Source organism: Asticcacaulis aquihabitans (genome assembly GCF_032490435.1).
Lineage (GTDB): Bacteria > Pseudomonadota > Alphaproteobacteria > Caulobacterales > Caulobacteraceae > Asticcacaulis.
In genome coordinates this window covers 1-20370 of sequence record NZ_JAVGWM010000003.1, presented here as the reverse complement: position 1 = coordinate 20370, position 20370 = coordinate 1, and the positions used below count along the sequence as shown (strand labels likewise).

The following is a 20370-nucleotide window of genomic DNA, read 5'->3' as shown; positions in this document are numbered from 1 at the left end:
ATTATCTATGATGGCGTCATACGGATGCGGAGGTCATGTGGAACTCTATTTGCTGCGCTATTTTCTGGCCGTCGTCGAAACCGGCAGCTTCACCAAGGCCGCGCAGGCCTGCCTGATCACCCAGCCGACCCTCTCCGCCGGCATTAAACGGCTCGAGGACCAGCTGGGCGTCGACCTGTTCGTGCGTAACAACAGGCGGGTGTTTTTGACGACGGCGGGCACCCGGTTTCTGCCGCGGGCAAAAGCGATCCTGCACGAGGTCAATATGGCGTCGGCGGAAATCACTCGCACGGAACAGGCCAACAGCCTGCGTCTCGGCGTATTGCAGACCGTGCCTGCGGCGGTAGTGGCGCGACTGTTGTCGGGCTTTTGCGCCGCCCACCCCGGCGTTCGGTTTGATCTCTATGACGGCAGCGAGCAGGAATTGCTCAACCGCCTCGACGAACGCGGGCTCGACTATGCCCTGTCGATCCGACGGGTCGACGACGACACCTCCGTGCCGCTGTTCGAGGAAGGCTATAAACTGGCCCTGGCCGCCACCCATCGTCTGGCGCAGGCCGGCGAAATCCGTGGCGAAGATCTGGCCGATGACAGCATGATCGTCCGGTCGCGGTGCGAAGTCCTGTCCGAAACTTCCCGGCATTTTACCGATCGCAATGTCCGTCCACCGCTGGTTTACCGCACGGCTCAGGATGAACGGGCGCTGAGCATGGTGGGGGCGAGCGTCGGCGTGACCGTCATGCCTGACAGTTATGAGGCCCCCGATGTGGTGCGCATTCCGATGCAAGGCTTTAATCCGCGCCGTACCATTGCGTTGTTCCTGCCGCGCTTCACCTTGCCACAACGGCTGGCCGAAACGGCTCAGGCCTTTGCGCAATTCACCATTAAGCACTTTTCGCACGCACCTACGTAAGGAGCGGAATTGGGCTAACCTGTCCGTGCAGCGACGGGCAAAACGTCAGGCTGGACCGGCTCCGCGACTCGGGCGGACGCCTGGGGCATCATATAGTCGCGAGTGATCGGCAAGGTATCTATCTTCTTGGCCAACTGGATCTGGAAAACCATCAGATCGCCGTAACGGAAGCCGAGTTCGCAGAAACAGAGATAGAATTCCCACATCCGTCCGAACCGTTCATCATATAACGCCTCGATTTCGGCACGGTGCGCCTCGAACCGCATCCGCCAATGCCGCAGCGTTTCTGCATAGTGTAGGCGCAGGGATTCGATATCGGTGATGAACAGTCCCGATTTTTCCACGGAGTCGGTGATTTCGGACAGGCTGGGAATATAGCCGCCGGGGAAGATATATTTGTCGAGCCAGGCCGACCGTCCGCTCGTCTTGCCGCGCCGGCCGATGGTGTGGATCAAGGCCACACCATCGGGTTTCAGGCGATCGGCGACGGTCTGGAAATAGCCGTCGAAGCCGGCCAAGCCGACATGTTCGAACATGCCGACGGAGACGATGCGGTCGAACAGGCCGCTGACCAGCCGATAGTCGCACAGTTCGAACCGTACGCGGGCATTGACGCTGGGCTCCAGCGCCCTTTGTTCCGCCACGGCCAATTGTTCGGTGGACAGGGTGACGCCGGTGACATTGACACCGGCCTGACGCGCCAGATGCAGGGCCATGCCACCCCAGCCGCATCCGATATCGAGTACGCTCTGGCCCGGCGTCAGGAACAGCTTGTCGGCGATATGATCCTTCTTGGCGATCTGCGCGTCTTCGAGGCTGGCTTGGGGACAGCGAAAATAGGCGCAGGAATATTGCATGTCCTCGTCAAGGAACAGGCGATAGAGCCGTTCCGACAAGTCGTAGTGGTGCGCGACATTGCGGCGTGAGGTATCTGGAGAATGAACCGGCAGCCAGTTCCTGAAGCCATGCAGCCAGCGGGCAAGGCGACCGCGCTTCGGGGCATTAGGCAGATTTATGCCGATCAACTCAATCAGGCCCCACAGGGTTCCTTTTTCGACGGTGAGTTTCCCGTCCGTGTAGGCCTCGCCGAAGTGGAGATAGGGTTGCGCGCCGATTTTGAAGGCCGTCCACAGGCTGTCGATGTATATGGCGATGTCGAGATCCGGCCTGTCTGGCTGGAACGTGCCGAAACGATAGGTTCGGTTTTTACCGATCCGGACGGTTAGAACGCCCTCCTGGATCAGGGCATTGAGATAGGATTTCAGCATGAAGCGCCCCTCAAATGAAGCGGTATCGGCGAGCCCATGAGAGCGCCGCAAAGCGCAAGAAACCGATGGGATTCACTCGGTAAATAGTAAGGAAATCATAAGATAAGGCTGTGGGCGCGACCCGTCGGCATGTCGCTTGTTTATCGGCCAATCCGGTAAGGCGCGAGTGGTGGGCCAACGGAGGTCCTCGCTAAGAGTGTGCGGTGAGTGGACGGCCGCGTTCAAATAACCATGTAATTGACAAAATAATTGTCTTTGCCGTTATGCCGATATAGCCCGCGAAGGGGACGGCGCACGGTTAAGGATTGCGGTCTTTTGAGGTGTTTGACCCGGTGATACTGTCGCGGGTGCCGGCGGTCAGCGGGGATGCGCGTATCGGCTGCAATCCGATGCAATCCAGTCTTTCAGGCAGTATGGCCGAAGGACTTCGTAAAGTATGGCCGGTATTACCATCTGTTTTATATCATATTTTTAACTTTAATCTTTTGATTTTCCGGCGATAGTATTTTCAGTCGCAGGTTCGCGTTTCCGGTAAAATGCGGTAATGAATTGTTAAGAATAGTGACACTTACTCGCCTTAATGTTGCGCGTCTGTCGCGTGCCAATGTGAGTGTGTATCGTGTACAGTATTGACGCCTGCGGCTATTTCAGCCGCGCTATCATAAGTTGGTATCCCGCTGTTAACAGGGGTGACCCTTTTCATAGCCAGGCGCCCGGCGCACCGCCAAAGCCGGTCTAAAAATACCGCTCCCCTCTCTCAGATTCGCCCCCTGGCTGCGTGACCCGCATGCCTGCGACGGCAACCTATGTCCCATCCTCCATCCGAGAACCGATCATGTCCCGTAAGCATCTCCGCCGCGCCTCTTGTCTCAGTCTCCTGGCGACGGCCGTCGGTCTTCTGTCCGGCACCGCCTTCGCCCAAACTGCGACGCCTCCGGATGCCGGCCAGACCTTGCGCGATAATCGTCAGCCGGTAGCGCCGCAGCGCCCGTCGTCATTGCCCAGCCTGTCCGTGCCCGACGAAACCGATCCCGGTTCCAATCCGTCGCAACGCTTGACCGTATCGGCAATCCGCATCGAAGGTAACGCCAACGTCCCGACAACGGTCCTGATGGCTCTGGTAGCCGATGTGCAAGGCAAGGACCAATCGCTGGGTGAGCTGCGTGCCGCTGTTCGTCGCATTACCGACTATTACCGGGCGCATGGCTATGTCGTCGCCCGTGCCTATATTCCGGCCCAGACCATCGATAACGGGGTGGTTGTCGTGCGTGTGCTGGAAGGCCGGCTGGCAGGCGCTGCGATCGACAATCACAGCGCCGTGCTTACCACCTACCTTCAGGCCGTCCTGAACGCCCAGAAGCTGAATGGCGATGTTATCGTGTCGCGTACAACCGATCGCGCCCTGCTGTTGATGGCGGACCTGCCGGGTGTTGGCAAGGTGTCAGGCAAGCTGAAACCTGGCGCGGAGGTCGGGACATCGGACCTGATCGTAACGGCCGGAGCGGGCAAGCGTTTCGAAGGTAATATCAGTGTCGACACCTACGGTAACCGTTACACCGGCCAAAACCGCCTGAGCGGTCAGGCGGCGTTCAACAATCCCCTGCATCTGGGTGATCGCCTTTCGGTCCAGACGACCCTGACCGATGAGAACATGCTGTATGGGCGCGCGGCCTATGATCTGCCGTTTGGCGGTAACGGCCTGCGTATCGGCGCGGCGATATCGAACAGCAGCTATGAACTCGGTCGCGAATTCGCCAGTCTCGACGCCACTGGCACCGCCCGCACCACCGGCCTCTATGCCCTCTATCCGCTGGTACGGGGTCTCAACCATAATATCTGGCTTAGCACCAATATCGAAAGCCGCGACCTGAAGGACGAGATCGCTTCGGTCAATGTGGTGACGCATAAGTCGGCGTCCGTGGCGACGCTTGCGGCATACGGCGATATGACAGATGTATTTTTCGGCGGCGGCTACACAAACTGGAGCCTGTCCTACGTCTCGGGCAATCTGAAGATCAATTCCGCCGCTGCCCGTGCCACCGACGCGCTGGGGCCGATGACGGCCGGCCATTACAGCAAACTGGCCTTCAGTGCCTCCCGTCTTCAGGCCCTGACGGCGAAGACCAGCCTGTCCCTGTCGCTGAACACACAGGCGGCCGGCAAGAATCTCGATTCCTCGGAAAAATTCGTCGTCGGCGGCATCTATGGCGTCCGCGCCTATCCGCAAGGTGAAGGGGCCGGTGATACGGGTTGGCTGGCCAATATCGAACTGCGCCATCAGGTTCGTAGCGGATTGCAGGTTGCCGCCTTCTACGACGCCGGCCGCGTTCAGTTCAGCCGCAATCTGTATGCGCCGGGTCGCAATGCGCAGTCCCTCGATAGCTATGGGATCTCGGCGGCGGCCCAGCGCGGGCACGTCAATGCTCGTATCACCATGGCTTTTCATGATGGCGACAAGGCCACGACCGCGCCGGATCGTCGTCCGCGCCTGTGGGCTTCCCTAGGCTACAGCTTCTAAGCCTCTCATCCATTTCACATTTTAAGATCTATCGGCGCCGCGGGCGCACCCAGTAGTCAAGGATTACCCGAATGTACGATCACGGTGGCATGAACCGGTTTTACCGTCTGGTGTGGAGCGACGCCAAGGGCTGCTACATCCCGATACCGGAAGTCTCGCAAAAGCGCGGCAAGCGTAAAGGTGGCGTGTTTGCCGCCCTCGCTGCCGCCGCGATTGCCCTGCTGTCATCGGCCACGGGTGCGCTGGCCGATCCGGGAACGCCAGTCATGGGATCGCCTGCTATCCAGCCGACGCCGGTGATGCGTGGCGCCGAGCCTCAGACCGTCGCCCCAACGGCTCTGCCGACCGGCGGCCAGGTCGTTGGCGGTCAGGCCACGATCAACCAGTCGGGCAATACCCAGACCATTACCCAAACCAGCCAGAATGCCGCCATCGACTGGCAAAGCTTCAATATCGGGGTCGATGGCAAGGTGATCTTCAATCAGCCGAACGCCTCGGCCGTTGCGCTGAACCGGGTACTCGGCGGCGATGCGTCTAAGATCTATGGCGTTTTGCAGGCCAATGGTCAGGTCTTCCTGATCAACCCAAACGGTGTTCTCTTCGCCAAAGGCTCCCAGGTGAGCGCGGCAGCGGTCATGGCATCGACGCGCGACATGTCTGTCGCCGATTTCATGGCTGGGAAATATCGGCTGTCGGGAACCGGTAACGGCGCCATAGTCAACGAAGGCACGATTACAGCGGGTGCCGGCGGCTTTGTCGCCCTGGTTGGTGCGCAGGTCGTCAATGACGGCGTGATCAATGCCGCGCAAGGCGATGTTCGCATGGTCGCGGCCAACGAGGTGACCATCCGGCTAGATACCGGCGGTCTGGACCTGACGATCAATCAGGGCGCCTACGACGCGCTTGTCGCTAATGGCGGTGTCATCAAGGCGGACAGCGGCCGTATTTATCTGACCGCCGATGCGTTCGACGCCCTGGCCAAATCCTCTGTCAACAACACCGGAATTATCGAAGCGTCGAGCCTCGCCACTGTCGGCGGCAAGGTCGTGCTGAGCGGCGACACCATCACCCTGGCTGAAGGGTCTCAAATCAATGCGACCGGTGCGACCGGCGGCGGTACGGTCTTGGTCGGCGGCGGTTGGCAAGGCAAGGATGCCTCCATCCGCAACGCGTCAACGGTCGTGATGGCGCCTGATGCCACGATCGATGTCAGTGCCACGCAATCGGGCAGGGGCGGTACGGCGGTTCTGTGGTCGGAAGACCGCACTGGCTTCTACGGCACAATCAAGGCTAAAGGCGGCGTTGCCGGCGGCAATGGCGGACAGGTGGAAACCTCCGGTCACACCCAGCTTCAGGCCGTCGGCGCCGTTGACGCAAGTGCGGGGCTGGGGGAGGCGGGTCAATGGCTGCTCGACCCGGTCGATGTCACCATCGCATCGTCGGGTGCCGGCGGCACCGCCTATAGCGCCACCTACAACCCGAACGCCGACTCGACCATCCTGGCCAGCGCCATCAACAGCTCGTTGAACGGCGGCACGTCGGTGACGATCACGACGGGCAGCACCGGCACCTCGGCCGGCAATATCACGGTCAACGCGAACATCCTGAAGTCCAGCGGCAATACCGCGACCCTGAGCCTGCTGGCGGCGGGCGATATCGTCGTCAACAACCAGATATCGAGCACGTTCAACCGACTCAATGTCGTCATGACCGCCGACAGCGACACCAGTGGCAGCGGCAGCATTCTGTTCGGCGCCGGCGGGAAGGTGTTGACCAATGGCGGCAATTTCTATGCCGGTTCACTGGCCAGCAATGTCAACAGCAAGAGTGGCCAGAACTTCACCATGTCGGCCGGAAGCCAGATTGATGTCGGCACGGGCGGCTTTTTCGATATTGCCGTCAATGGCACGGTGTCGCTCGACGCCAACAGCCTGATTTTCCGGCAGGCGACCTATCCCGTCTATTACAATGACGGCACGAACTCGCAACGTGGCGCCTATTTCGGCATCAGTGCCGGGTCCATAGTCAGCACCAACACCTCTGCCTCGACCGCAGATATCATCACGCGCGTCGGTCTCAACCTGACGGCTGCGACGGGTAATATCGGCGGTTCGTCCAATGCCCTGAAAATCTCGGCGGGCGATCCCTCCAGCGGCATGGCCTATGGCAGCCTGTCCATTTCCAACAGCGGCGGCAGCACCTGGGTCAATGAGATCGAGACGCAGTCAGCCAGCTCCATCAACCTGTCGATCGGCAGCCAGGCCAATAGCCAGCATCATATCAACATCATGAATGATGCCGGTGGCAACGGCAACGGTCACATCGATTTGACCACGGACGGCGCGGGTGTCGTTCAGGTGGCCAATAACGGCATCCGGACGGGCGGCAACTTTGACTGGGATGCCTATGAAGGCATCTATCCAACCGACCTGACCGTGTCAGCCGGGACAATCCATTTCGCCAGCGGCGCGGTGGATAGCGGGACGGCCTCCTTGACTGTCAACGCCACCACCATGACCGGTAGCAATGACGGTGTCGCAGATATTGTCGGACGCGGTATCCGGCTCAACGGCAACAATATCGGCACATCGGCCAATCCGCTCGAACTGGCTGACAACTATCAGGACCAAGGTTTCTGGTCGGGATCGCTAACGGTCAACAATAGCGGCGGATCCACCTACCTGAAGGTCGTCAATGACGGCTTCGGCTACCTTAGCCTCGACAACGTCAAGGCAGCGGGATCGCACTCGATCCTGTTCAGCGGCGGTGACCATATCGATTTTACGACCGATGGCTCATCCATATTGACGCCAACGGTTTCTGGCGGCGCTTCCGATGGGACGACCTTCGGCGCGACGACCGGCATCGATCTATCGCGCAGTTTCCGCAATCTGACCCTCAGCGCGGCCGACGGCAATATTTTGTTGGGTGACGACTCCATCCGCATGAATGCCGGCGCCGTCTACTATGGTGACTACCTTAATACGATGCTGACCCTGGGCATTGATCGTTATAACGCCACAGGTGTCATTGCCGCCCAGAACAGCTACAATTCGGCTAGTCCCGCGGCCCAGATAACTGCCGGCGATGTCAGCTTCAGCGTCGGTAACGACCTTACACCGACCGCCACAACCATTGGCGCCGGCGGCAAGGATATCCAAATCGCCAAGGCGGCCGGTGCCCACAATGCGGCCCTCAATGTCAGCACTTATCAGGGCAATGTCAGTATCCATGAACTGACGGAAAATCATTTCAAGAGTGTCAGCGTTTCATTGGGCGATGTATCGGCCAATCAGACGATTGCGATCGATCTCAAAGGCGCCGACGATATAAATTTCGCCGACAATGGCAGCCAGTTGCTCGTCGACGCCACCAAGGTCGCGGTCTCGTCCAATAACCGCACCTTCAGCCTCTCCGCGGGTGCCCGCACCATCCAGACAGACGGCAACAGCTTGACGACCGGCGGCTACACTCTGTCGGGCAAATATCTAAAACTGAATGGCGACATCGTCACCGACGGTGGCAATATTTCTCTGTACGGATCCTACGGTGTAAACCTGCTGAGCTCCGTCCTGGTTGACAGCAACAGCGGCCACCTGGGCCAAGGGGGCACGATTAATGTGTCTTCGTCCAGCTCGTATAGCGGCAGCATTTCGGCGACGGGATCTGGCAAGACCCTGACCCTCGATTCGCACTCCACCAACGATATCGGCGGCGGTATCAGTATTGGCGAAATGGTAGATAATCGGGCAGGTGCCTATCTGGCCGGTCTTGCGATGAATGCGACCAGCGTGGGCACGGGTCAGGACGGCGCCATAAATGTCAGCGCCAAGAGCGTTCTACTTGACGGCACCTTCTCGGCCTACGGCGCGACGTCGGTTGGCTATTACAACTCTGATTTCGTTCTCAAAACGGCGGCCAGCAATTCTGGCAGTGCGGGCAATATCCTTTTCGGTGGTGACAGCCTGAGCCACGGTTCAAGTTATGCGGCGACCTTCAACGCCTCCACGACGGCGACAAATGGCAACGGCGGCACGGTCGACCTGTTCACCAGCGACAACTCAGGTGCACTGCAGGCAACGACTCTATCCGTAACCGCAAACGCCGGGTCTGGCGGTACAAAAGGCGCGGTTGAATTGGGCGGCGTATCGACTAGCGGCAGCCAGACCTATTCCGGCAGCACCATAACGCTCAATGGCGACCTGACCACCACCAATGCCACCCTGTCGTTGGGTGCTCCGGTTCATCTGAATAAAAGCGTCACGATTAAATCCGGCAGTGGTGCCATGACGGTTGGTACCCTTTCGGCCAACACAACGGGACTGAACGCGACCATAGGCTCCACGACCGACAGCGCGAGCCTGAGCCTCAGCGCCGACAATGCGGCAGGCCACTACGTCAACACGCTGACCGTCCTTTCCCAGGGTACGCGTGCGGTGACGCTTGCGGGCATTGCGACCGAAGGAACCCAGACCTATACGGGCGGCCAACTCAACTTCACCGGTGCGCTCAGCACCAATGGCGGTGATATAGACCTGGCGGCCGCCTCGAACATCGCGGCGAGCAATCCGATCACCTTTACCACGGATCGCGCCGGCGGCACCAATGACGCTGGACGCGTCCTTCTGGGAGCGCGACAACTTAAGGGCTCCAGCACACTCACCATCGATACCACGGCTGACGGTGGTGGCGCCAATGCCGCGCTTGTTCTGAATGATGCGGGCAACAGCACGACATTCTCGTCGATCAATATCAAAGCGGGCAGCGTAACCCTTAATGGCACGGTCAAGTCGACTGGCAACATCACCATCGAAGCCCTGGGAGCTGGCGCAGACCTGACGATCGCATCGACCGGCAAGGTCCAGACGACAGGTACGTCCAACACCATCATCCTGGCCGCTGGCCGCAACTTCCTCAATAGCGCCGCCGCCAATACAGGCATCACCTACGGTGCGGGCAGCCGCTATCTGGTCTATTCCGCCAACCCGACGGCCAGTACCGAAGGCATGACCGGCTATAACAAGCACTATAACCAGACCTATTCCGCCGGCGCGACGCCCAGCTACGCGGGATCCGGCAATTGGTTCCTCTACAGCATCGCGCCCGTCATTTCTGTATCGAGCAATGCCTCTTCGGTCGTCTACGGATCGGCCGACCCAAGCCTGACTTTAGGGGCTTCGAACTATAGCGGCTTCATCGACGGAGACAGCTTCGCCAGCCTGAGCGGCTCTCAGACTCTTTCGCTCGCCTCTGCCGGCACGCTGTCCGGCGCAGGCAAGCGCCAGGTCGGCACCTATGCTTACACGCTCAACGGCACGGTTACCGACAGCCTGGGCTACCAATACGCCGTGTTCAGCGAGGATCTGGCCGTTACCAAGGCGTCGATCACCGTGACCGGCCTCACCGCCGTCAATCGTCAATATGACGGTACTACCAATGTCACATTGACGGGTACCGCTCAGGCGGGCGCGGCTCAGAGCGGCGACCAGGTTACGGTCGATGTCAGCGGCATTACGGGCAGCATTGCGGACAAGAATGTCGGCACCAACAAGTCGGTTATCATCAGCGGCAGCGGCGGTCTGACCGGTGCTGACGCCGGCAACTACCAGCTGGCGCCGCCATCGGGTCTGACCATGGACGTGACGCAGAAAACGCTCACGATCGCGGGATCAAGCGTGACCGGCAAGACCTACGACGGCACGCGCACCGCTTCCGTCACCGCGGGCACCCTCAGCGGCATGGCCGGTAGCGAAACCCTCTCGGTTTCAGCGTCGGGCCTCTTCTCAGACAAGACTGCCGGTACGGGCAAGTCGGTAGCAACCACCTACACGCTCGCCAACGGTACCGGCCTGGCCAGCAACTATACCCTGGCGGGCGAGACCCTATACGGGGACATCGCTAAGAAGGCCATTACCATAGCGGCGACGGGCCAGAACAAGACCTATGACGGGTCGGATGGCATTGTTGTGTCCGTCTCCAGCGCCGATATCGTTCATGCCGACACGGTATCCTTCACCGGCACGGGCACGGCCAGCGACAAGAACGCCGGCACGGGCAAGACGGTGTCGGTCTCGGGGATTGCGGCATCGGGTGCCGACGCCGGCAATTACGACTTCGGTACGACGGCGTCGACCACGGCGAACATTGCCAAGAAGTCAATCACGGTGACGGCGACCGGTCAGAACAAGACCTATGACGGGTCGGATGCGGTCGGCGTCAGCCTGGCGTCAGCCGATATCGTTCACGGCGACACGGTATCCTTCTCCGGGACCGGGGCAGCGTCTGACAAGAACGCCGGCACGGGCAAGACGGTAGCGGTCTCGGCCATCGCCGCTGCCGGTGCGGACGCAGGCAACTATGATTACAACACCACTGCGGCCACAACAGCCAGCATAGCCAAGAAGACGATCAGCCTGTCCGCGACGGGCCAGAACAAGACCTATGACGGGTCCACCGCTGTCGGCTTGACTATAGCCAGCAATGATTTGGTCCACGGCGATACTGTGTCGTTCAGCGGTACCGGCGCCATGGCGGACAAGAACGCCGGCATCGGTAAATTGGTCGCCGTCACCGCCATTGGTGCCACGGGCGCGGATGCGGGCAACTATGCCTACGCCTCCACGGCGTCGACGACGGTTGATGTGGCGAAAAAGGCCATTACCGTTGCAGCGGCTGGTCAGAACAAGACCTATGACGGCACCACCGCCGTGGCTGTGATGCTTGGCAGCACCGATATCCTGAACGGCGACACCGTGACCTTTACCGGTACCGGTGCCCTGACCGACAAGAATGCGGGCACTGGCAAGGCGGTGACGGTTTCCGCCATTGCGGCCTCAGGCGCAGACGCGGACAACTATGTATTCGGCTCCACCGCCGCCACGACTGCGGATGTCGCTAAGAAGGCCATCACGATTGCGGCGACAGGCCAGAACAAGGTTTATGACGGGTCTGCTTCGGTCGGTGTCAGTTTGGCGTCGAACGATGTGATAAACGGCGATCAGGTCTCTTTTACCAGCACGGGCACAGCCTCGAATAAGAATGCTGGCAGCAACAAGACTGTGGCCATTTCAAACTTTGCTGCCACCGGAACGGATGCGGCCAATTATGATTATTCGGCCCCAACTTCCGCGACGGTGGATATCGCCAAGAAGGCCATCACGATTGCGGCGACGGGTCAGAACAAGACCTATGACGGGTCTGCGTCGGTCGGCGTCAGCCTGGCGTCGAACGACGTCATAAATGGTGACCATATCTCGTTCACCGGCACGGGCACGGCGTCGGACAAGAATGCCGGCAGCAACAAGACTGTGGCCATTTCAAACTTTGCTGCTACGGGCACGGACGCGGCCAATTATGACTATTCGGCCCCAACCTCTGCGACGGTGGATATCGCCAAGAAGGCCGTCACGATTGCGGCGACGGGCCAGAACAAGACTTATGACGGATCGGCTTCGGTCGGCGTCAGCCTGGTATCGAATGACGTCATAAGCGGTGATCAGGTGACCTTTTCCGGCATGGGTACGGCATCTGACAAGAACGCCGGCGCCGGCAAGGCGGTGACGATTGGCAATATTACAGCGTCGGGTGCCGATGCCGGCAACTATGCTTACGCCGCGACTGGCGCGACCACGGTCGATATCGCCAAGAAGGCCATCACGGTGGCGGCGACGGGTCAGAACAAGACCTATGACGGGTCGGCCTCGGTGGGGCTTGACCTGACATCGGGTGGTCTGGTTTCGGGTGATCAGGTGGCGTTCTCCGGCGCAGCTGTCGCCTCGGATAAGAATGCCGGCACAGGCAAGACGGTCGCGGTGACTAACATCAACGCTTCGGGCGCTGACGCGGGCAACTACACCTACAACACCCAGGGATCGGCCACGGTCGATATTGCCCGCAAGGCGATCGATGTCGCCGCCGCCGGTGTCGCCAAGACCTATGACGGGTCGACCGCGATTGCCGTCAACCTGTCCTCAGGCGGCATTGTGGCCGGTGATCAGGTCGCCTTTACCGGCGCTGGAACGGCGTCGGACAAGAATGCCGGCGCGGGCAAGACGGTAGCGGTTGCCGGCATCAATGCGTCAGGCGCGGATGCGGGCAATTATGCCTATGCTACGACCGGTACGACCACAGTGGACATCGCCCAAAAGACCGTAACCCTTACGGCCGGAGCCCAAGGCAAGACTTATGACGGTTCAGCCGCCGTCACCGTCACCCTTGCGTCCAATGGCATTGTTGCGGGCGATCAGGTCGCCTTTGCCGGCACAGGCGCGGCGTCTGACAAGAACGCCGGCACCGGCAAGACGGTAGCAGTGACGGGTATCAACGCTTCGGGCGCTGATGCTGGCAACTATGCCTACGCCACCAATGCATCGACCACGGTCGATATAGCGGTGCGGGCCTTCGACGTGGCGCTCCAAGGACCGATTTCGAAGACCGGTGACGGATCGACGGCGGTGACGCTTACGACCGGCAACTACAAGGTTAGCGGCCTCGTGGCGGGTGAATCGATCACGGTCAACCAGACCGCGGGTCAGTTTGTTGACGCAACGGCGGGCAAGGACAAGACGGTAACGGCGCAATTGGCCTCAAACAACTATGTCGCTGGCGCCAATACCGATTTGTCCAACTACAGATTGGCCTCCTTGACCCTGACGACCAATGTGGGGGAAATCGTCAACCCGACGTCTCCCGGCTATGACAGTGCCCTGACGACGGCGGCCAGCAACCCTGTGGCCGGGACGCCCGGCACCACGTTTACAACCCCGGTCGGTTCGTCCGGACCAGCGGTCAGCACGGGTGACGGCAGTAATGCCGTGGCCACCGTCAGCGATGGCGGCCAGTCAGGGCAATCGGCAACCCTTATCCCGGTCGAATCGCGCGACAGCCTGACTTTCCGCCGCACCTTCTCCATCGCTGATGGCGGTATTCGCCTGCCGGACGGTGTGGCGGATGCAGAGGGGGGCAGAAAGGACGACGGAGCCAAGTAGTCAAGTCGGTCTAGACGGGAGCAAAGGCTTCGTCCTTCGGGACGCAGCCTTTGCTCCCGTCTGCCACCCAAAAACAGGATCGCGAAATTTTTGCGCGGACGCGCAGGGTTATGGTAAATAGCCGCGTTAGGCCGTATGGCCTAGCTAGCGTATTGATCAGGACCGCCGGATGCCCACTCAGATCTCGATGACCCGCAACGCCATCTATCTGGTGACGGTGGCTGCGCTTCTGGCGGTCTTTGCCGGGCTGGCCATTCTGTTCGGCTATATCAGCGTCGATTCCTGGTACTATATGCTGCTGACCCAGGCTTTGCGCAGCGGGCACGGATGCAGCCTGCACGGCGAGTATCTGGCGGTCTATCCGTGCGGTTATCCAACCGTCCTGGCCCTGACCGCACCCTCGACCGATCCGGCGGCGTTGATGATCAGCAGCAAGATCACCAATCTCATCCTGCTGGCGGCGAGTTTCTGGCTTGTTCTGAAGGCGTCCAGAAATGTTTTCCTGGCCGCCCTGGTGGTGCTCAATCCGATCACCTTGATTATCGGTATGTATACCTGGTCGGAAAATCTGCTGCTTTTCTGTTTCTGCGGTATATTTTTCGCCATCTCCGAAATCCATCGCGACGACCGGCAGATCGCGGGATATGCGTGGCTGGCGGCGTTTCTGTTCGTTGGCTGCTTTGCTCGCTATTTCTTTGGGCCGTTCGCCTTCATCCTGTTCGTGTGCGCCTGGATTGCCTACGGTCGACGCACGGCATGGCGTATTTTCCCGGTCTTTTGCGGCGCGGGTTTAGTCTTTCTCGGCTATCAGGCGTTCAACTACCTGACCACAGGCTTTGCTACCGGCATGCCGCGCGTCGCGGCACCCGAAGCGCCCCTGCTCCTCATCCGCCAATTCTTGATTGCCTTGGGCATCAACGGTCTGGGCGCGGTAATATGCGCAGTTCTGCTGGTCGGTATTTCATTCCGCCGTGTCTCTGTCGCCCCCATGCCGGTGCACGATACCCAGCGCCCGGCCGCTCTGTTCATCACCCTGGCGGGGTTGGGGTTTCTCGCTTTGGCATTTATCCTGCGCTTCCGGACGCTTTTCGACCCCTACAACACGCGCACGATTGGATACGGCATAGCGCTGACGGTGGCCGGGCTGGTTGGGCTATGGGTGCGTGAAATGCCCCGTGAGGCGCGTCGTGGTCCGGCAATCGCCACCCTCATCGCCATGATGGCCTGCGCCGGATTTTCTTTGGCCTATGCCGACAACGGCGCGCTGGTCCAGTCCATCGAAGACTCGTTCCAGGAATACAAGTTTCCCGCCGGTTCCTTGGCGATGCTTAAGGGGCAGACGCCGCCGGCCGATGCCATGGTCTTTTTCAAGACGCCGGTCCCGGATCTGGGTGGCGCCAATGTCGACAATATCGAAGAGATCTATTACGGCAAAGGCGTCACACTGCTGACCCCTCGACAGGGACCGGACAATGCGCCGGAGACGCCACTCGAGTTTCTACATCGCGTGGCGGACGTGGCCTCGAAGCGTTGCTATTTCGATTTCACGCCCTTCGCCACGCGTGACGATTTTCAAGCCTATCTCGGCGCAACAACGCTGATCGATCATAAACTGCTCGGAATTGCCGGGCCGTGGAAAAATGTCGAACGCGCCAATTTGAATCCTGATATGGGCCTTTATCTCGACAGCATTTTTCAGCCGAAAAAGCTGGTGCCGTGCCGGGAAATTCTCTATCAGCCGCAAAGTCGCCAGGTGGTGACAAAAAAACTACCCTAGGATGTGTCTCAGCTTGCCTGACCACCGCCGATAAACGCATGGCTTGACGCCACAGTACCGTCCTTCATTCCAGAGTCCCAATGTCCAAGCAAAAGCCGATTTTTTATGATCCCACGGGCCGTCGCAAGAAGGCGTCCTTTATAGGTGTCATCAGCCTGGCCATATTGGCTGTGCTAATGTTCGTCGGGGTCGTTGTCTCCATCGTGTGGGTGCCGGTGCCCAAGGGTTTGGATCTGCACCTGGAATATCCTAAGCCGCATGCGTCCAAGATGGTTCTCAATCGCGCCGCGCCGCGCCATCCCCCGCTGCGTGTGCGCGGCGGTACGTCGAAGGTGCAGCAGACCCTGGCTGCCTTCTACATAACGGGCGACGATGCCTCGCTGGTATCATTACAAAAGCATATCAATAACCTCGATATCGTCATTCCGGGGCTGGCCTATATCGGTGGAACTGACAACAAATTCGTCTATCTGGCGGATAATCCATTCACTGAGACCCTCCAGAACGCTCAGCACAAGCCAACCGTTCTCATCATGGTGCAAAATATCTCAGACGGGCAGTGGCAGGGCGCGAATACGGCGCGACTGGTCGCAGACCCGGCGGCGCGGAAAAAGCTGATCGGCCAAATGCTCGACATGGTGGCGCGTGAAAAGGCGCAAGGGGTCGTGCTGGACTTCGAAACCCTCCAAGGGGCAGCCATCCGCAACTACCTGACCTTCGTCACTGAGGCGCGTGCGGCCTTCGCGGCCCGTGGTTATCAATTGACCCTAACCGCGCCGGTCGACGACGAAGCGTGGAACCTCAAAGCGTTTGCCGCCGCGGCGGACAAGCTTTTCCTCATGATCTACGACCAGCATTCTATGGTCGATCCGGCGGGGCCCATCGCCGCGCAGGGCTGGTTTAATGAACGCTTGGGGCACGTCCTGAAAAGCGTGCCGCTGGACAAGGCGATCGTCTGTATCGGCAATTACGGCTACGACTGGTACAGGTTGCCCGACGGTAAGCTGAAGGCCGATCCATCCACGGTCGCCGAAGCGTGGCGTATCGCCCGCGAATCCGAAGCGCCGATTCAGTTCGATCCTGCTTCCGGAAACGCGCACTTCCTCTATGATGAGGAAAATGTGCGCCACGAAGTCTGGCTGCTGGATGCCGTGAGCGCCTGGAACCAATTACTGACGATTTCCGCGTCAAACGTGTCGGGCGTCGGCTTATGGCGCCTCGGTTCGGAAGACCCGGGCATCTGGCACGCATTTCGTGACTATCAGACGACGGCGACGCCCCACTTCAATACGCTGACAGCCCTGGGCGACAATCAGGTCTACGGCAACGGTGAGGTGGTCCATATCGAGGAAACGCCGCACAAGGGCAGTCGCACCGTAACGTTCGACAAGGCCCGCGTCGCGCAAAACGAAGTCTATCATGACCTGCCGACGCCTTATGTCGTACGCCGTGCCGGATACAGGCCGGGCAAACTGGCCCTGACCTTCGATGACGGCCCGGATGCGCGCTGGACGCCGCAGGTCCTCAAGATTCTGGAACAGGAAAAGGTGCCGGCCACCTTCTTCGTAATCGGGGAAAAGGCCATCAGTCACCCGGCGCTGCTGCGCCAGATGATCCGTGATGGCAATGATATTGGCAACCATTCCTATACCCATCCGGACATGTCGAAGATCCCCGATTGGCAGATCCGTTTTGAATTGAATTCGACCCAGCGGGTGGTCGAAGCCTATACCGGGCGTTCAATGCGGCTTTTGCGCGCCCCCTATTTCGGCGACGCCGAGCCTACGACCAATGACGAACTGATGCCGGCCCTGATCGCCCAGCAGCTCGGCTACACCAATGTCGGCTTGCACGTCGATTCCGAGGATTGGACGAAGCCCGGCGTCGATAAAATCATTCAGAACACGCTGGACGGCGTCCAGGAAGGCACCGAAAGCGAGCAGTCGCCAGCCTGCCAAGAGTCGCAAGACGATTGCCGGTCGGGTCAGATCATCTTGATGCACGATTCCGGCGGCGTACGCACCGAAACGCTCAAGGCATTGCCGACCATCATTCGCACGCTTAAGGCGCGGGGCTATGAATTCGTGACCGTCGGTGACCTGGTTGGGCTGCCGCGTGACCAGGTCATGCCGAAGCTGAATGGCCAGGATCTGTTGGCCGTTCGGTTCGACGTTGGCATCTTCATGTTAATGGCCTGGTCGGCCGAAGCGCTGAAATGGTTGTTCGTCATTGCCATCGTGCTTGGTATCGGACGGGCGTTGATGTTGTCCGGTCTGGCAATCTATGCCTCGTTCAGCAATCATATGGAACCGCCGGGTGATGACGATGCCGCAGATGCCAAGGCTGTAGCCGCATATGTCAACAGCAGCTTCGTCAGCGTTCTTATCCCGGCCTATAACGAGGCGCGCGTCATTGAAAGTTCGGTGCGCCGGGTTCTCGAGAGTGTGGGTGTCGCCTTAGAGGTGATCGTCATAGACGATGGATCCAAAGATGACACCAGCGCCATCGTCACCAGGGCGTTCAAAGATGACCCGCGCGTACGCTTGATTACTCAGGCCAACGCCGGCAAGGCCAATGCGGTAAATAACGGTATCGCCGCCTCGAAAGGTGAAGTCATCATTGCCCTGGATGCGGATACGCAGTTCGAAAAGGAAACCATCGCCCGTCTGGTCCGCTGGTTCATCCGGCCGGAAATCGGCGCGGTGGCAGGCAACGCCAAGGTCGGCAATCGTTTCAACTGGGTGACTAAGTGGCAGGCAGTCGAATATGTCACCTCACAGAACCTGGAACGCAGCGCCTTGGCCATGTTCGGCGCCATGATGGTTGTCCCAGGTGCGGTTGGGGCCTGGCGTCGCTCGGCCCTGGCTCAGGTCGGCAATTATCCGCACAACACCTTGGCTGAAGATCAGGACCTGACCATAGCTATTCAGCGCGAGGGCTGGAAGGTCGCTTATGACCAAGACGCCGTTGCGTGGACTGAAGCGCCTGAAAGTTTCGCTGCTTTGATGAAGCAACGGTTCCGTTGGGCTTTTGGCACCTTGCAATGTCTGTGGAAGCATCGCGCGATATACCGCACAGGCAAACCCCGGGGACTGGCCATGATTGGCATCCCGCAGGCCTGGATGTTCCAGATCGGTTTCTCGGTCATTTCGCCGCTTATCGATTTTGCCCTGATCGTCAATATAATCGGCACAATCGTACAGGTGTCGCAGCACGGTTGGGCGCAAAGTAGCGGCGATCTGGAACGCATGGTGATTTACTGGCTGGCCTTCCTGACCATCGACGCTATCTGTGGCGCCATTGCCTATTGGCTGGAGCCGCGTGAGAAGTCCTATCCTGTCTTCTGGTTGCTATCGCAGCGCTTCGTCTATCGCCAGATCATGTACTATGTGGTCCTGAAGGCGCTGACCTCAGCCGGGCGCGGCCTGAACGTCGGCTGGGGCAAGCTGGAACGCAGCGGGCGGTCGCAGGCCTCCTGAGGTCTTGCCGCCGCCCTAATCTAATTTGACGGCTGTTACCCCATGAAGTTCTTCACTTCGTGGGGTAACTTTTATTTTGCTTCCATCCGCCCGAGGCCGATCCGCCTGTATTTGACAAAAACATCTGCCGCGGTACTAGTAGGGCAATAGTCAGACATATAGACCGCAGGGACGACAAATGCCAAATACGACAGGTAGCTTCACCCGACGCAAACTCTTGATCGCGTCCGCCGGAGCCGGGCTTCTGGCACCTGCCCTTGCGCGGGCGAAAGGCAGGACGTCCGTGATCGTCAATCCGCTCGTTCAACAACGCGCCGACGCCCAGATCGAACGTCATCCGGACGGCTATTATTACATGATGGCATCCGTGCCGGAATATGACCGGCTGATTATCCGGCGCTCCAAAACACTCGCCGGGTTGTCATCGGCCAAGGAGGCGGTCGTGTGGCGGCGGCCGGCCAGCGGCAAAATGGCGGGCTATATATGGGCGCCGGAATTGCATCGTTTCGACGGCCGCTGGTATATATATTTCGCTGCGGGCAACGGCGACGACCTCTTTCATATCCGGACCTACGTCTTGACCTGCGCAGACGCCAACCCGCTAACGGGAACGTGGACGTTGGCGGGTCAGGTAGACATGCCTTGGGATACCTTCAACCTCGACGCCACAGTCTTTCAACATCGGGGTGTACGCTATCTGTGCTGGGCACAGAGTGAGCCCGGTATAGATACCAACAGCAATCTGTATCTGGCGCCGCTTGCTACCCCGACGCGGCTGGGCGCCAAGCCCGCGCGCCTGAGCGTGCCCACCCTGCCGTGGGAAACCATTGGTTACAAGGTCAATGAAGGCCCGGCGATCCTGATGCGTAATTCGCGCCTGTTTCTGACCTATTCGGCCAGTGCGACCGATGAAAACTATTGCTTGGGCATGCTTACCGCCCATCAAGATGCCGACATCATGAACCCCGACGCGTGGACAAAATCGCCGGAGCCCGTATTCAAGAGTTCCCCTAAGAACAACGTCTGGGGGCCTGGTCATAATGGCTTCACGGTGGATGAGGCCGGCCGCGACATGCTCGTCTATCATGCGCGGGACTATCAGAAGATACAGGGCAATCCGTTGTTCGATCCAAACCGGCACACGCGCGTTCAGCCCATACAATACGATGCGAAGGGCGTTCCTGTGTTCGGTGAGCCTGTCGCCAATGGCGTACTGGCCTGATCTGCGGACAAGCCGATGCGTCTTTATGTGAATAGTTTTGATTTGGTGATTGACGGCGCCTAAGCCTTCCATTAGGAACGCCGCTCCGCCGGAGAGGCCCTAGGGCAGGTACGGTGGTCTGGTTATCGGTTTGTTGACAAAAACTTTTTGTAAATAAGCAGTTGACTGAGAAATTTAAGCGGTTATATACGCCGCTCCGCTGTTTA

General features: G+C 59.4%; 7 protein-coding genes. 6 read left to right on the top strand and 1 reads right to left on the bottom strand.

Features of this window, described 5'->3' with window-relative positions; genetic code table 11:
- The first annotated feature begins 37 nt into the window (after nt 1–37).
- Nucleotides 38–913 carry a LysR family transcriptional regulator gene (locus tag RCJ00_RS10800; RefSeq protein WP_316221907.1) on the top strand — a complete coding sequence of 292 codons (876 nt, stop codon included), beginning with the start codon at nt 38–40 and terminating at the stop codon, nt 911–913.
- Between the two features lie 14 nt (nt 914–927).
- Here RCJ00_RS10800 and RCJ00_RS10795 read toward each other — a convergent pair whose 3' ends face one another.
- Nucleotides 928–2181, bottom strand: a complete 1254-nt coding sequence (locus RCJ00_RS10795; protein ID WP_316221906.1) for a class I SAM-dependent methyltransferase — start codon at nt 2179–2181, stop codon at nt 928–930.
- A gap of 835 nt (nt 2182–3016) precedes the next feature.
- Between RCJ00_RS10795 and RCJ00_RS10790 the strand changes: the two genes are divergently transcribed.
- The 5 genes from RCJ00_RS10790 (at nt 3017) to RCJ00_RS10770 (ending at nt 20164) form a co-directional block, all read left to right on the top strand.
- Complete coding sequence (locus RCJ00_RS10790; protein ID WP_316221905.1) at nt 3017–4699, top strand: ShlB/FhaC/HecB family hemolysin secretion/activation protein; 1683 nt, start codon at nt 3017–3019, stop codon at nt 4697–4699.
- Between the two features lie 71 nt (nt 4700–4770).
- Entirely contained in the window at nt 4771–13686 is an 8916-nt protein-coding gene (locus tag RCJ00_RS10785) for a YDG domain-containing protein (protein ID WP_316221904.1), read from the top strand.
- 169 nt (nt 13687–13855) lie between these two features.
- A complete protein-coding gene (locus RCJ00_RS10780; protein WP_316221903.1) occupies nt 13856–15463 on the top strand; it encodes a hypothetical protein in 1608 nt (535 codons plus the stop codon).
- 80 nt (nt 15464–15543) lie between these two features.
- Nucleotides 15544–18942 (top strand): trifunctional glycoside hydrolase family 18/polysaccharide deacetylase/glycosyltransferase family 2 protein, encoded by a 3399-nt coding sequence (locus tag RCJ00_RS10775; protein WP_316221902.1) that lies wholly within the window; start codon nt 15544–15546, stop codon nt 18940–18942.
- A gap of 178 nt (nt 18943–19120) precedes the next feature.
- Nucleotides 19121–20164, top strand: a complete 1044-nt coding sequence (locus RCJ00_RS10770; protein WP_316221901.1) for a glycoside hydrolase family 43 protein — start codon at nt 19121–19123, stop codon at nt 20162–20164.
- Nucleotides 20165–20370 lie beyond the last annotated feature (206 nt).